This window comes from Pseudoalteromonas sp. SG43-6 (assembly GCF_014164365.1).
GTDB classification, from domain to species: domain Bacteria; phylum Pseudomonadota; class Gammaproteobacteria; order Enterobacterales; family Alteromonadaceae; genus Pseudoalteromonas; species Pseudoalteromonas rhizosphaerae.
This window is the reverse complement of the sequence record NZ_JACJEZ010000004.1, coordinates 24496-38447: the sequence shown is the minus strand read 5'-3', so window position 1 is coordinate 38447 and position 13952 is coordinate 24496. Positions and strand designations below refer to the sequence as shown.

The 13952-nt window shown below is 40.8% G+C and carries 15 protein-coding genes; 9 read left to right on the top strand and 6 right to left on the bottom strand.

Going from position 1 to position 13952, the window contains the following annotated elements; all coding sequences use genetic code 11:
* Window positions 1-5: 5 nt before the first annotated feature.
* Genes H5201_RS02415 through H5201_RS02405 form a run of 3 tightly spaced genes read left to right on the top strand, consistent with a single transcriptional unit; the run spans window position 6 to window position 2178 of the window.
* Complete coding sequence (locus H5201_RS02415; RefSeq protein ID WP_182739236.1) at window positions 6-353, top strand: ArsC family reductase; 348 nt, start codon at window positions 6-8, stop codon at window positions 351-353.
* A complete protein-coding gene (gene dapE, locus H5201_RS02410; RefSeq protein ID WP_145233727.1) occupies window positions 350-1480 on the top strand; it encodes a succinyl-diaminopimelate desuccinylase in 1131 nt (376 codons plus the stop codon). The genes H5201_RS02415 and dapE overlap by 4 nt, the downstream gene beginning before the upstream one ends.
* Entirely contained in the window at window positions 1477-2178 is a 702-nt protein-coding gene (locus H5201_RS02405) for a M15 family metallopeptidase (RefSeq protein ID WP_182717898.1), read from the top strand. The genes dapE and H5201_RS02405 overlap by 4 nt, the downstream gene beginning before the upstream one ends.
* On the opposite strand, the gene H5201_RS02400 is transcribed toward H5201_RS02405, so the two are convergent.
* Entirely contained in the window at window positions 2159-3040 is an 882-nt protein-coding gene (locus H5201_RS02400; protein ID WP_182739235.1) for a DMT family transporter, read from the bottom strand. The two genes, H5201_RS02405 and H5201_RS02400, sit on opposite strands and share 20 nt — an antisense overlap.
* 341 nt (window positions 3041-3381) lie before the next feature.
* Here H5201_RS02400 and H5201_RS02395 point away from each other — a divergent pair, with 341 nt between their 5' ends.
* Genes H5201_RS02395 through H5201_RS02380 form a run of 4 tightly spaced genes read left to right on the top strand, consistent with a single transcriptional unit; the run spans window position 3382 to window position 6315 of the window.
* Entirely contained in the window at window positions 3382-4746 is a 1365-nt protein-coding gene (locus H5201_RS02395) for a tetratricopeptide repeat protein (RefSeq protein WP_182783628.1), read from the top strand.
* A gap of 8 nt (window positions 4747-4754) precedes the next feature.
* Window positions 4755-5180 carry a YcfL family protein gene (locus tag H5201_RS02390; protein WP_145233718.1) on the top strand — a complete coding sequence of 142 codons (426 nt, stop codon included), beginning with the start codon at window positions 4755-4757 and terminating at the stop codon, window positions 5178-5180.
* Window positions 5181-5191: 11 nt separating this feature from the next.
* Window positions 5192-5827 (top strand): penicillin-binding protein activator LpoB, encoded by a 636-nt coding sequence (gene lpoB / locus H5201_RS02385; protein WP_145233716.1) that lies wholly within the window; start codon window positions 5192-5194, stop codon window positions 5825-5827.
* 20 nt (window positions 5828-5847) lie between these two features.
* Window positions 5848-6315 carry a glycine zipper 2TM domain-containing protein gene (locus H5201_RS02380; protein WP_149981188.1) on the top strand — a complete coding sequence of 156 codons (468 nt, stop codon included), beginning with the start codon at window positions 5848-5850 and terminating at the stop codon, window positions 6313-6315.
* 71 nt (window positions 6316-6386) lie between these two features.
* Here the strand turns inward: H5201_RS02380 and H5201_RS02375 are convergent, their stop codons facing one another.
* Together H5201_RS02375 and H5201_RS02370 are read right to left on the bottom strand one after the other, a co-directional pair.
* On the bottom strand, window positions 6387-7604 hold the full coding sequence (locus H5201_RS02375) for a pyridoxal phosphate-dependent aminotransferase (protein ID WP_145233714.1): 1218 nt from the start codon (window positions 7602-7604) through the stop codon (window positions 6387-6389).
* A gap of 106 nt (window positions 7605-7710) precedes the next feature.
* The gene (locus H5201_RS02370) at window positions 7711-8055 is read right to left on the bottom strand and encodes an Hpt domain-containing protein (protein ID WP_145233710.1); all 345 of its coding nucleotides are present in this window, start codon (window positions 8053-8055) and stop codon (window positions 7711-7713) included.
* A 150-nt stretch (window positions 8056-8205) separates the two neighbouring features.
* Here H5201_RS02370 and H5201_RS02365 point away from each other — a divergent pair, with 150 nt between their 5' ends.
* Together H5201_RS02365 and H5201_RS02360 are read left to right on the top strand one after the other, a co-directional pair.
* On the top strand, window positions 8206-8811 hold the full coding sequence (locus tag H5201_RS02365; RefSeq protein ID WP_182783626.1) for a tRNA-uridine aminocarboxypropyltransferase: 606 nt from the start codon (window positions 8206-8208) through the stop codon (window positions 8809-8811).
* Window positions 8808-9587 (top strand): CLCA_X family protein, encoded by a 780-nt coding sequence (locus tag H5201_RS02360; RefSeq protein ID WP_182717904.1) that lies wholly within the window; start codon window positions 8808-8810, stop codon window positions 9585-9587. Before H5201_RS02365 ends, H5201_RS02360 begins: the two co-directional genes overlap by 4 nt.
* Here the strand turns inward: H5201_RS02360 and H5201_RS23430 are convergent.
* From H5201_RS23430 to apbC, 3 genes are all read right to left on the bottom strand, one after another.
* Complete coding sequence (locus H5201_RS23430; RefSeq protein WP_182783624.1) at window positions 9538-12057, bottom strand: bifunctional diguanylate cyclase/phosphodiesterase; 2520 nt, start codon at window positions 12055-12057, stop codon at window positions 9538-9540. The genes H5201_RS02360 and H5201_RS23430 overlap by 50 nt on opposite strands.
* Window positions 12058-12274: 217 nt before the next feature.
* Window positions 12275-12862: a dCTP deaminase gene (dcd, locus tag H5201_RS02350; RefSeq protein ID WP_145233702.1), complete on the bottom strand. Its 588-nt coding sequence runs from the start codon at window positions 12860-12862 to the stop codon at window positions 12275-12277.
* A gap of 3 nt (window positions 12863-12865) precedes the next feature.
* Window positions 12866-13945 carry an iron-sulfur cluster carrier protein ApbC gene (gene apbC, locus H5201_RS02345; protein WP_182783622.1) on the bottom strand — a complete coding sequence of 360 codons (1080 nt, stop codon included), beginning with the start codon at window positions 13943-13945 and terminating at the stop codon, window positions 12866-12868.
* Window positions 13946-13952: the final 7 nt, after the last annotated feature.

Here is a 13952-nt window from a genome sequence, read left to right as displayed (position 1 = left end):
TTAATATGACGACTCTTTACGGCATTAGTAACTGCGACACTATAAAAAAAGCCAAAAAATATTTAACCGATAACAACATTGACTTTAATTTTCATGATTACCGTAAAGACGGCATAAGCCTTGATATGATCACTGAGTTTGCAACGCACATCGACTGGCAAGATCTGGTCAATAAACGTGGCACAACCTATCGCCAATTATCAGATGAGCAAAAACAGAACCTTGATAAAGACACTGCCTTGACAATTTTGGTAGCACAACCGGCAATGATCAAGCGCCCAGTGCTTATTCACAACAACAGCTATCATTTAGGTTTTAAATCAGCGCAATACGATGAGATTTTTGCATCATGAATCATCCCGTCATCGAACTTGCGCAAGCCTTAATACAGCGTCGCTCAGTCACCCCCGAAGATGCAGATTGCCAAACTATAATGAATGAGCGATTGGCACAGCTTGGTTTTAATATTGAATCACTGTTTTTTACTGACACCCAAAATACATGGGCGCGAAAAGGCGACAGTTCACCGCACTTTTGCTTTGCAGGTCACACTGATGTAGTACCAACTGGACCAGAAAAGAACTGGCAGCACCCGCCTTTCTCTGGCTTTCTAGCCGATGGCATGTTGCATGGCCGTGGTGCGGCTGATATGAAAGGCTCTTTAGCTGCCATGGTGGTAGCAACCGAGCGATTTGTAACTAAACACCCCGATCATAAAGGCTCAATTTCTTTTTTAATTACCTCTGATGAAGAAGGCCCTTTTATCAACGGCACCACGCGAGTAATCGATACGCTGGAGGCCCGAGGTGAAAAAATAGATATGTGTTTGGTTGGCGAGCCTTCATCGCGTGATGTACTGGGTGATGTCGTTAAAAATGGCCGCCGAGGCTCACTGACTGGCTTTTTAACTGTTAAAGGCATACAAGGTCATGTGGCTTATCCGCAACTTGCTCTAAACCCGATTCATATTGCAGCGCCAATGCTTGCCCAGTTGAGTCAAACGGTATGGGACAACGGCAATGAATTTTTCCCTGCTACTAGTTTTCAGATTTCAAATATTAATGGCGGTACGGGAGCTGGCAATGTGATCCCAGGCGAGCTTGAAGTGCAATTTAATTTTCGCTTTAGTACCGAAGTAACTCATCAGCAACTCCAGCAACGAGTTAACGACATTCTGGCTGAATATGATTTTGCATACGAGCTGAGTTGGATTGTTAACGGTCAGCCATTTATCACCGAAGGCGGCCCGCTTATTGATGCGACGGTTGCAGCCATCAAATCAATAACTGGCTTAAATACCGCACTTGAAACCACTGGCGGTACTTCAGATGGACGTTTTATAGCACAAACCGGCGCTAAGGTTATTGAACTTGGACCACGTAACGACACCATTCATAAAGTGAATGAGTGCGTTAATTGTGATGATCTCATTGCACTTGCTGATATTTACGAGCAAATTCTAGAGCAACTTTTAACATGATCCCTGCTAAGCTCACATCGCAACAGTTGGCTGAGTGTGCCTGTGGTAAAGACGAGCTACTGCTTGTTGATTATCAAGCTCATAAACTGCATAAAGACATTATTGATGACTTTATGCAGTTGCAAAATGCAGCTCGCGATGCAGGCTTTGCACTGACTATTGCATCAAGCTTTCGTAACTTTGAACGTCAAGCATTGATTTGGAATGCTAAATTTAATGGTCATCGACCTGTGCTCAATAAGCAGCAACAGCCAGTTGATTTAGCCTCCATGACAGACATTGAAAAATGCCATGCCATTATGCTTTATTCAGCCCTACCGGGAAGCAGTCGCCATCACTTTGGTACTGATCTGGATATTTTTGACAAAGCCAGTGTTTCTGATGACTATCAGCTGCAGTTAGAGCCGCACGAATACCAAGACAATGGCCCTTTTGCAGCGCTGACCAAGTGGCTTGATAGTCATATAGAAAAGTATGGCTTTTATCGCCCTTATCAACATGATTTAGGCGGCGTTGCGCCTGAACCTTGGCATATTAGCCACATAGTGCAATCTGACATTTTACTACAACATCAGAGTTTAACCGTATTAGCTGATACTATAAATAACAGTCAGCTTGCCGGCAAAGCTGCTATTTTGGCGAATTTGCCGCAACTGTATCAGCGTTACGTGCTCAATGTCAGCCCTGCGGTTGTTTAGCCAGTAAAAAAACCAGCACAGCGCCAAGAATAACTGCGCTGGCAATAACAAACTGAATGCTTAGTTCTTCCGCTAAAAATAACATCCCTGCCAGTGCAGCTATCACTGGCACACAAAGCTGAACCACTGCGGCTTGACTGCTTTTTAATAAGGGTACGGCAACATACCAAACACTATAGCCAATACCCGACGCAAGAGCACCAGATGCACATGCAAGCACGATCCCCTGCCAACTGATCCCCGATAAATAACCAAAACCCACGATCAACAATATCGGTAATGCAAATAAACTACGCACAAAATTAAACGTTGTGGTTTTCAGTGGGGATAGGCACACTTTTCCGCGAATACTGTATATCCCCCACGCAATACCGCTAATAGTCATTAATAATGCAGGGCTCATTGACGGCATCGTTGCCGATGGCAGCATTAAATACACAAAACCAAGGACAGCGATAATAAATGCACACCACTGTACAGTTGTGAGTCGCTCCTTGTTGAAAATCCCCCAGCCAATCATAGTCAATTGAACAGCAGAAAATAAAATCAACGCGCCAGTTCCAGTGTCCAATTCTACATAGGCAATTGAAAAACATAACGCATAAACCAGTAAGCTAACACTGCTGCGCCAACTACCACGTTCATGCTCTGCATTATTAAGATTGTTATCTTCCCTAGCTAAAGACTCTGTTGGTACTGCTTGTATAAGGAAAATAAATCCTAAACACAATGCGCCACTGAATAGCCGCAAAGCTGTGAAATTCCATGGATCAATGTAATTTTGTGCTAATGCCATACGACATAAAAGAGAATTAGCTGCAAATGCCACTAGGGCGAGTACCGTAAACAATGTTGCTTTCAAAGTGATCCTTAGTTTTAATCTTGCTAAGCATTAAACCCTATGAGGTGAGTTATTCTATCGTTTAGTAGTCGGCAACCACTCGAGCCATTAATTTAATCAACATAATAAGAAAATCAGCTACCTGTTTGCCTGAAGTATCTATTTATACAGGATTGCCATAATAGCGCAAAGCTTACCTATTGTTTTGATCATTCGAATGTATCGTGCAACAACTCAGTGACCAATGATCGCGTAACTATTTCTTATAAACACGGTGATTACTACGCTTTTTTACATTGTTTAACATCTCCTCTGGATTAGATTATGCTAATCTGTATTAACGCTTATAAAAGGAGTGCCATGTGCAACGCAGTGTTATTTTTGGCTTTTGTGTCATGCTAAGTGGATGCAGCACCATTGGGTTTAGTGATCTGTTTTCAGATTACGCTACCCAAATGAAGCCTGTACGCCAAGCTATTAAGACCAACAATATCGACCAAGCCCAACAGCTTTTGCCGACTAATGGGCAGTCACATAGTAACTACTTGCTCAATCAATTAGAGCAGGCCCGTTTAAGCAATTTAAATAATCAAAATGAGGCTGCAAAACCACAGTACGAAGCGGTATATCAGCAAATGGAAATAAAACGCCAAGCAGCAAAAATACAAGTAAGCGCAGGGCTTGAACAAAGTAACGCCCTTTTAACCAATGATTCAGTCATTAGCTATACGCCAGCGGCTTATGAAATGAGTATGCTGCACAGTTACCAAGCACTTAATTATATATATCAACATAATATCGAAGGCGCATTAGTCGAAGTTCGCCGTGCAAATAAAGTACAAACAGATGCGTTAACGGCTAATCAAGACGACATAGATGCTAGCGTGAAAGCAGCACAAAAACATTACCCAAGTATGGATGAGGTGATCAAAAACGTAAAAAATGGCTATCAAAATGCGTTTACATTTTATCTGTCAGGTTTGCTCTATCAAAGTAATAAACAATACGATGATGCATATATAGATTATAAAAAGGCACTAGAGATCAACCCTGAAAACACCTATTTGCAGCAGGTTGTGCTGCAATTAGCAAAACAGCAAGGGTTTGATCAAGATTTTTCCGAGTATAAAAAACGCTTTGCTGAATTACCAAAACAAGTCGCCAACAGCGGTGACGTTGTGATCTTGATCGAACAAGGTTTAGTGCCAGAAAAAGACGAATTTGTGTTGCGTCTGCCTATTTATACATCCGGTGGTGATGCCCGTTTTTATAGCTTAGCGATGCCCGTTTATAAAGATAGAGCTTATATACCAGCGGTTAGTGATATTAGTATCGGAACACAGATTTTACCTTTGAGTCCATTGGTAAGAATAGAAGCGTTAGCGGCTAAAACACTTGAAGAGCAAACACCTGCAAGAGTATCGAGGCAAATACTGCGGTTAGTCGCTAAAGAAAAAGTACGGGCAGAGCTGGCTAGAAGTGGCGGCGATGTGGGTAATATACTCGCTAATCTATACAACCTAGCCTCTGAGCAAGCAGATACCCGCAGTTGGTTAACTTTACCTAATCAAATAAGTGTTGCGCGCACCCAGTTAACAGCAGGAGACCATGTTTTAAAACTTGCCAATCAGAAAGACATAAACTTTACGGTTAGTAAGCAAGGGTTAACCTTGATTTATCTAACCTCTATTAACAACTATTTTAATTCCCATGTAGTGCAACTTTAGGAGCTATCATGAAATATTTAGTGCCATTATTAACGGTCTGTCTACTTGCTGCCTGTACCAGTAGACCGACTACATCAGGTATAAGTGTTGAACAAGCTTCAGCGCAATACCAACAACAGCTAAAAGTCGATAATCCTGCACTAGGTAAAAAGCTGGCCATTAGTGATGTAAAAACTCGCCAAACGAATCAATTAACTGATGTTGTTGTCACACTTTCGAGTCAGTATAAAAAATCACAATATTTACAGTATCAATTTACCTGGTATGACGGCGATGGTTTTGTGATCAAAGGCAATCATTCTCCTTGGCAATCATTGACTTTATTTGGTTTTGCTAACGTGCAACTGCCAGGCCTTGCACCTACATCTGATGCGGTTACATTTTCATTAGCGGTACGCGAAGTATCGACACAAGCACAAGAATTTAAAGATTAAAGGACACCATTATGAATACAGTAAACACAACTAAAAAACCAACGCTTAAAACACTCTCGGGTTTTGCGTTGTTAGGTTTGAGTGCGCTTGCCCTCAGTGGCTGTGCCAATAAAGCCGTAGTCAGCTACGGAGACGCACAAGCTGTAGAAACAACTGATATTAACTTCGGTTCAACTGACTTACAAAAAGTCGCCAGCCAAATGACGGATTCACTGCTGGCATCACCTGTGGTCGGCACATTAACAGCTAATACTCGACCAATCGTATTTGTTGAACGTATAAAAAACAAAACCAGTGAACACATTGATACTGAATCAATTACCGATTCAATTTCAACACAATTATTGCGCAGTGGTAAATTTCGTTTTGTTGATATGGGCCGCGTAGAAGCCGCTCGAGAACAATTGAACTTTCAAAATGATGATGCCCTAGTAGACCCAACTAAAGCGATTGCATTTGGCCAACAAGTTGGCGCGCAGTATATGCTCTATGGCAACCTGTCGAGCATCGTAAAATCGAATGCTGATAAAGCCGACGTATACTATAAATTCACAATGCGCTTAATGGATTTAAAAAGTGGCTTAGTAGAATGGGCGGACGAAACAGAAATTCGTAAAACCCGCGAAAAATCAACCTTTGGCTGGTAATTCAGCTGAGGAGGTAAATGATGAATAAACTCATACTTGGGCTGTGTACAGCCCTGCTCATCAGTAATCCAAGCTTTGCCGCATACGAACGCAATAAAGCCGTTCCTGTCCAGCAAGTACTATTTGGCAGTGTTCAATCTGTACGTAATATTACCGAGCAAGAACTTGTTCAAGACAAAAATAGTGGCTGGAAAACCTTTGGCGGTGCATTACTTGGTGGCGTTATTGGTAACCAATTTGGCGGCGGCAGTGGTCGCACCGCAGCGACTATTCTAGGCTCGGTCATCGGTGGCAGTGTGGCGAACAACAGGCAACAAAGCAGCCATTATAATCAATACCACTTAGTCGAGTTAATGATCAAAGTTGAAAACGGTGAACAATTTATGGTGGTACAAGACAAAGACAATCAAATGATATTTAGAACTGGCGACAGCGTGCGCTTAGTATATTTATCAGATAATACAGTCCGCGTTGATAAAGCCTATTAAGCTATTACATTAAACTAAAAAGCGAGCAGTATTAATGCTCGCTTTTTAGTATTTATAACTTTATTACTACGTTAGCTTTGTCTGTAATCGCTGAAAAAGCGTTGCATCTTACTCATAGCAGTCGTTAAATCATCTTTGTTAGGTAAAAATACCAATCTGAAATGATCTGGATTTGGCCAGTTAAATGCTCTTCCGTGAACCAGTAAGATCTTTTCTGCTTTGAGTAAATCTAAAATCATTTTTTCATCATTTTTGATATTAAAACGCTCAGTATCTACTTTGGCAAATGCGTACAATGCTCCTTTTGGTTTTGCACACGAAATACCTTCTATCGCATTTAAACCACGCCATGCAATATCACGTTGTTCGTATAAACGCCCACCGGGATTTATTAAATCATCAATCGACTGTACGCCACCTAATGCTTGCTGGATCGCATATTGTGCCGGCACATTGGCACATAAACGCATAGAGGCTAAAATATCTAAACCTTTACGTAAATCATCCATCAATGCAGTACGGCCACTTAATACCATCCAGCCCATACGCAAACCCGCTGCGCGATAGGTTTTTGCTAAGCCATTAAAAGTAATTATCGGCACATCATCACACAGTGCACCAATGGAGCTGTGCGTGATCCCATCGTATAAAATCTTCTCATAGATTTCATCACTCAATAACAATAATTTATGTTCACGTGCAATATCAATTAACTGCTGTAAAAGTGCGTCGTCGTATACTGCACCCGTCGGATTATTAGGGTTGATCAGCACTAATGCTTTAGTTTTTGACGTGATTTTACTGCGAATATCAGCAATATCAGGGAACCAATCTTGCTCTTCATCACATAGGTAATGGACTGGATTACCACCCGCAAGTTTGACTGAAGCGGTCCACAATGGATAATCAGGTGCTGGGATCAACACCTCATCATCATTATTCAGCAAAGCTTGGGTCGTCATTTGAATTAATTCACTGACCCCATTACCAATATAAATATTATCGACGTCTAGGTTATATAAACCACGTTGTTGGTAGTGCTGATAAATAGCCACACGGGCTGAGTAGAGGCCTTTGGAGTCACAATAACCTTGGGCTGAATACAAGTTACGAATAATATCGCGGTGCATATCTTCAGGCATATCAAACCCAAATGCCGCAGGATTACCAATATTCAATTTTAAAACTTTTTGGCCTTCATCTTCCATTTTGCGAGCCTGAACTAACACCGGCCCACGAATGTCATAACAAACGCCTTGTAATTTATGACTCTTTTTAATTTCTGACATTTTTACCTCTACTAGTGGAACAGCTAGATTAACCTAGTAGAGGGGCTAAATACCAGTGGATTTAATACCTCAAAACTGAAATAAATTCACGTCTGGGTATAGCTAACTAACGGCTTTGTAACCAATCAGTTAACTTAGCGGCTGATCCGGCAACTTGGTTGTCAAGCTGCTGAGCTGCCGCAAGCGCCTGAGAAACATCATTATTATTTAAGCTTTGTTCAATTTCTCTGGCCACCTGAGATAGACTGCTGGCACCAAACTGCGCGGCATTTGATTTTAAACTATGAGCATGGCGACTTGCGACTTGGATATCACTATGTATTGTAGCCAATACTTCAGAGCCTAATCGTTCAAATTCAGCACAACAAAAAGTCAGCGTATCGCTAAATTGCTCGCCTAATAACGATTCCATACTTTCCAATGCGCTTTCATCAATGACTATTGTATTCATTATTCATCCTTTTGTATTTAGCAACACTAAACCAGTAACTTATACTATTTTTATACTTTATCGTTCTATAGAAAAAAAACCAACTAATTGTCTCATTAAGCGTATAATTAGCGGGTTTTTCAACTTATTGCTACTAAACAAGATTCTTTTATGTCCCGTTCTTTGTGTGTTAATTGTAAATTTAGTCTACAAACGTGTCTTTGTGAAGATTTGTCGGTACTGGAAAATAAACTCAAAGTTATAATTTTGCAGCATCCTAGCGAAGTAAAGATCACTAAAAACACCGCCCGTTTACTCACATTGTGCCTAACGCAATACGACATCATGGTAGGAGAAACGCAGGCTGATTTTGCACAACTAAACACACTACCCGTTGCCACAACTGCATTACTCTACCCTGATGATAATGCCATCTTACTGGATGATGAAAGTACCGCAGCACCACAATTTAAAAGCCGGTTAAGTCATCTAATTGTAATCGATGGCACCTGGAAAAAAGCATTTAAGATCATGCAACTTACCCCAGCCCTTGCGGCTTTTAAAAAGGTCAGCTTTACGACGATCCCACAAAACCGATATCGTATTCGCAAAGCTCCCCGTGCAGATAGCCTCTCCACATTAGAAGCGGTTGCACATAGTTTAGCCTTGATTGAACATATTAACCCTGAGCCTTTATATCAGGCACTGGAAGCGCTCAACAGCAAACAAACCCAGTTTATGCCTGAGCATATTAAAGCGCGTTATCAAGCCAAATGAGTGCCAGCAATCGCTTAAAGCGCGGGTTTTACCGCCAAGGACCGGATTACCGATTTGATGACCAAGTTGACTTTAGTGATATCCGCGATACATTTGGTTTTCGTACTATGGTGGTGGGTAAATGGGTCACCAAAGAAGAACGCTTTATTAGTGCTAATTTAATTTACGACGCACTAGCCGATTTAGCGCAAATACTGCAAGTGCCGCCAAAGACCATTGGTCTGAGGGGGAAACTCAATTTTGCTTTTGGCCATGGCGGGCAACAACACGTCCAAGCACATTATAATAGCCGTACTCGTACCCTTGCGCTGGCAAAAAATGCAGGCGGTGGCGCGCTGGCGCATGAATGGTTTCATGCGTTTGATCATCACATAACTAAACACATATTTCCCCAGCATTCGCCACAGCATTTTGCCTCTAAACTTTGGCTGGAGCACACGATTGGGCAAAGTCACCCACTAAACTTAGCATTAAATAAGTTTTACCAAGGGGTATTTCTAGAACCAACCGGTCAACACGCTAATCAGTATGTATTAGATTGTATAGAATTTGATAAACGCCATCAGCAGTTTTATATGAGTATGCCTGAAGAGTTAGCTGCACGTAGTTTTGAAGCATGTATTGCTTGTAATGAGCAGATCGTTAATCACTTTTTAGTCTCTGGGCTCAATAACTCAGCGCTAATTTACCCTAAGCGCGATAGCTTAAAAATTTGTAATAACGCGCTCAATGATTATTTTTCCCAATTAGGTCAACTACTTTTTCAAGATCATTGACAAATACGGTGGTGGTTTCAAGATTTTCTTCAAGCCACTGCATGTAATCGTCAAACGGTAATGGCCGTGAAAAAAAGTATCCCTGACCAACTTCACAGCCATAGCTTTGTAATTTAGCCATACTTTGGCTATCTTCTATCCCTTCAGCCACTACGTATGAACCCAGTGATTTGGCAATATCACAGGTAGCACGACAAATTGTTTGATCATTTTTAGAGTATTCAATATTCATTACAAATTGCTTATCTATTTTTATTTCATCAAAGCCCATTTTGCTCAAATACGCGAGTGACGAATACCCCGTGCCAAAGTCATCAATTGCTATTTTAACGCCAATTAAACGGTAATCATTCAGGGCATTTTTTATATCAACCCCCTCAAAGAGTGTTGCCGATTCCGTTAGTTCTAACATTACATTAGCCGGGTTGAGTTGATGCTCATTCAACAACGTTATAAATAACACGGGTAAATCTTTACGCAGCAAATCTTTAGCCGAAATATTGATAGATACAATATGCTCAGGCAATAATACAATCATTTTCTTTTGATATTGCAGTGCTTGCGTAATAACCCATTCGGTTAAATCTGAAATTATCCCTGATGATTCAGCAATAGGGATAAATAAATCAGGGGGAACATTACCCAACTGTGGATGCTCCCAACGTAATAAAGCTTCCGCGCCGTGCACTTTACCGGTGTTTAGATATATCTGCGGTTGAAAAAATAAACTAAGCTGATCGCATTCAATGGCTTCTTTTAAAGCTGATGCAATCGCAATGCGCCGTTGCGATAACGTCACATTCTCTATATTAAACATATGCCAGCGTTCACCATGAAGTGGTTTAACCGCCAATGCTTGCAGCCCTCGCTGGACTAGTTGTAATGAGGTACTGGCATGTAAGGGATAATTTGCTACACCAATTTCAACTTTATCAATTAAGTGAATGCGTTGATGAGTGAGACCCTCAGCAAAAACGCTATTGATCACACATACAAACTGCTCTACTTGGCTTAATTCTAACTTGCCGACTATTACAACCCCATAGGTGCTGTCATCTAACCTGGCAATACAACGGCTATGCTGAAGATTAGCTTCAACACACAGCACATTCATTGACGCTAATTGCTGGGCTAATTTGCCCATGGTTAATTTTATCTGCTCATTTACATGCTCATAGCCAAAATTTGCCCGAGCATTAATCAGTACAGCAGGCCTAAATAACAGTAAAGAATGCTCTGTTGATAATTTCACCTGACTATCAAGACGCTCTATTAGTAACTGTTTATTAGGTAATTTTGTATCGTCGTCGTGAGTGAGGCTGTAGCTATATTGCATAACACACTTACGCTCGTGAATGAGTAACACCATCACAAAAGTAATTACATTTAGCACCAGTAACATATCATTAAGTTGCTGTATCTGTGCACCTGCCACCAGCGTTGCTTGCCAACATAAAGTTTGTAAAACCACTGCAAACCAGACCAGTACAAACTTAAATTGCATCGCTTTTTTGGTATTACTAAGCCAATAAAAAAATAAATAACTCAGCACCACCAACATAGAACCCAAACACACGGTCACTACAGCAAACTGCACTGATTGCTTCATAAAACAGCTAAATAGTGCTGCAACACAAAATAAGCTTATATAAACTGTTAACTTATCTTGTCGAGCGTTTAAATGATTTTGCGACTGTAAATAATGAATAAAGTAAAAGTTGACCACCCCTAAGGCTATAACTTGAAATGAAAACTGTAACTTTGTGTACCATAAAGACGCAAATTCAATATTAAAGTAATTCAACACCCCTTTTGCTATTAAAAACTCACTTAATACACACACTAGGTAAGCAAGTAAATAAAGCGATTTTGCTTGATGAGATAAACCGTATACAGTGCCAACAACGGCAAGACACAGCAGTAATAGCCCCGTAATTAAAAAGAAATTTCGCAGTTTCTTGTTTATCAAATTGGCAAATTCATTACCAGTTGCAAGGCCAATGCTCAGCCTGTCATCTTCACTATGGCGAGCGTAAATTACAGCCCAACGAGCCTCATCTTTAGGTAACAGTGCGTGTGGCAGTACTTTATCAACATAACGGTATGCATCATTTTTTACTTCAACTAACGGGTTGAAACTCTCATCAAGAATATAAAAATTAAGCTGCGCTAAATGGGAATTGTCTGCATAAATCACCTCAACTTTTGATTGCGACCGTTTATTTAAATCAACAATAAACCAATAACCTTGCTCTGCCTTGATACGAACATGTGATAAATCTGTTTTTGAATCGGTAGTGACAACTTGTTCTAGTAAGGGTTTGGTAGTTTGAAAGGGCGTATTTGCTGGCACTAACCAGCCACTGGCAGGCACTTCATCAGCCATCACAGACGCTGTAGCAGTAATGCTTAACAGTATTAAAAAAATCTTTATACAATATGCTCGCGCTAATATGCTTGCCTGATCCACTGTCACTCCATGTGCATTGAACAAATAGTAAATTATAAAAAGATAATTAAAGTATGGAGGTATTAAATGAAATAGCCAGTAAATAACCTGAACCGTGGATAATATATCAATAAAATGCTTAAGCAGTGTTTATGGTAATAAAATCGAGTGAGTGTATTTCCAAGCAATAAAAAAGGCCTATCAAGTGATAAGCCTTTATTTTAAAACTATATTTTAATTAGTTACTATCATCACTAATACGACTTGCAACTGCGCTGGTTTGATCTTTATATTTGGCATCTTTGCGTGTATTGTACGGATTTTCAGCAGGACCTGACATGGTCTCAAAGCTCATAGCGCCGATTTTCATCATAGGTCGTAATGCCAACGGCAATTTACCCGAGTTATAAAACTCTAAAACAATATTACCAGACCAACCGGGATCAATCCGATGGGCCGTCACATGCACCATTAAGCCAAGACGTGCCAAAGATGAACGGCCGTCAAGCCAGCCAACGATATCTGCCGGCAACGTGACTTTTTCATAGGTCATCGCAAGGGCTAATTCACCTGGGTGTAAAAAGAATGCATCGCCCTCTTTTAACACTATTTCATCGCTCATTATTGATTCCATTGCTTTATTAAGCTGATCTTTTGGACCACTTAAATCAACATAAGCTGCTGTATGATCTTGAAATACACGAAACTTATTACCTAAACGTAAATCTGCCGTTACCCCAGAAATCATTTCATCGGTCGGACTTGGCTCAATAATAATACGCTGTTGGGCAATATATTCTTTAATATGGGTATCTGATAATCTCATTAGTTAATCATCCGTAATCACAATTTCGACTGAATTATGATGGGGTTGTTGATAGTAAAGCATACTGGCAATCAGCCGCGCAGCGTCAGCATAAGTTTCACTCACCGCAGCCTGATTATCCATGGCGATTAATTTGCCTTGCTCTGAGTATTCGCGAATATCAATCGCCAAAGGAATTTGCGACAACACTGGCACACCATGACGCTGAGCTAATTTTATTGCGCCATCCTTACCAAATACATGGTTTGGTTCGCCGCAGTGTGAGCACAAAAAATGACTCATATTTTCAATCAAGCCCAATACTGGCACATTCACTTTATTAAACATGGCAATGCCTTTTTGCGCATCAGCAAGTGCTAAATCTTGCGGAGTCGTCACAATCACCGTGCCACTGGCAGGTACTTTCTGACTCATAGTAAGTTGAATATCCCCAGTTCCTGGTGGCATATCTACAATCAGGTAATCAAGCTCACCCCATGCAGTTTCATTTAACAGTTGCGTTAATGCGCCCGACGCCATCGGTCCGCGCCAAACAGTGGCATCATCACTAGGCACTAAAAAGCCAATTGATTGTGCTTTGATGCCATTAGCGTCAAATGGTAGCAATTGCTTGTCATTTTTAGCCGTGGGTGTTGCTCCTTCAAGGCCTAGCAACATTGGAATAGACGGGCCATAAATATCCGCATCTAAAATCCCCACTTTCGCGCCTTCAGCTTTGAGTGCGCCCGCTAAATTTACCGCGGTGGTTGATTTACCCACACCACCTTTACCTGATGCAATCAACACAATATGTTTTATCGCTTTGAACTTACATGCTTCAGTCAGCTCAATGCTTGCGTTAATTGTCACTGCTTGATTAAGTTGTTGGCTTACAAACGCTGCTACCTTTGGCATTTCAGATAACGCAGCAAATGGCAGCGTTAAATGAAGCAATATTGATTTATCAGTTTTTGATTCAATGCTTTTAATGAATTTTTCATCAATGCCGACAGCAAAAGCGGCACTGCGATACCCTGCTAAGGCAGTAAGAATCGGTTGTTTTTGCACCGATTTAGAGGAGAATAGTTTCGACAATCCAAACATAACAATA

What these genes read in the sequence shown, in the direction of transcription:
- H5201_RS02415 (WP_182739236.1), top strand. Translation starts at nt 6, where the DNA reads ATGACGACTCTTTACGGCATTAGTAACTGCGACACTATAAAAAAAGCC.
- dapE (WP_145233727.1), top strand. Translation starts at nt 350, where the DNA reads ATGAATCATCCCGTCATCGAACTTGCGCAAGCCTTAATACAGCGTCGC.
- H5201_RS02405 (WP_182717898.1), top strand. Translation starts at nt 1,477, where the DNA reads ATGATCCCTGCTAAGCTCACATCGCAACAGTTGGCTGAGTGTGCCTGT.
- H5201_RS02390 (WP_145233718.1), top strand. Translation starts at nt 4,755, where the DNA reads ATGAAATATTTAGTGCCATTATTAACGGTCTGTCTACTTGCTGCCTGT.
- lpoB (WP_145233716.1), top strand. Translation starts at nt 5,192, where the DNA reads ATGAATACAGTAAACACAACTAAAAAACCAACGCTTAAAACACTCTCG.
- H5201_RS02380 (WP_149981188.1), top strand. Translation starts at nt 5,848, where the DNA reads ATGAATAAACTCATACTTGGGCTGTGTACAGCCCTGCTCATCAGTAAT.
- H5201_RS02375 (WP_145233714.1), bottom strand. Translation starts at nt 7,604, where the DNA reads ATGTCAGAAATTAAAAAGAGTCATAAATTACAAGGCGTTTGTTATGAC.
- H5201_RS02370 (WP_145233710.1), bottom strand. Translation starts at nt 8,055, where the DNA reads ATGAATACAATAGTCATTGATGAAAGCGCATTGGAAAGTATGGAATCG.
- H5201_RS02365 (WP_182783626.1), top strand. Translation starts at nt 8,206, where the DNA reads ATGTCCCGTTCTTTGTGTGTTAATTGTAAATTTAGTCTACAAACGTGT.
- H5201_RS02360 (WP_182717904.1), top strand. Translation starts at nt 8,808, where the DNA reads ATGAGTGCCAGCAATCGCTTAAAGCGCGGGTTTTACCGCCAAGGACCG.
- dcd (WP_145233702.1), bottom strand. Translation starts at nt 12,862, where the DNA reads ATGAGATTATCAGATACCCATATTAAAGAATATATTGCCCAACAGCGT.
- apbC (WP_182783622.1), bottom strand. Translation starts at nt 13,945, where the DNA reads ATGTTTGGATTGTCGAAACTATTCTCCTCTAAATCGGTGCAAAAACAA.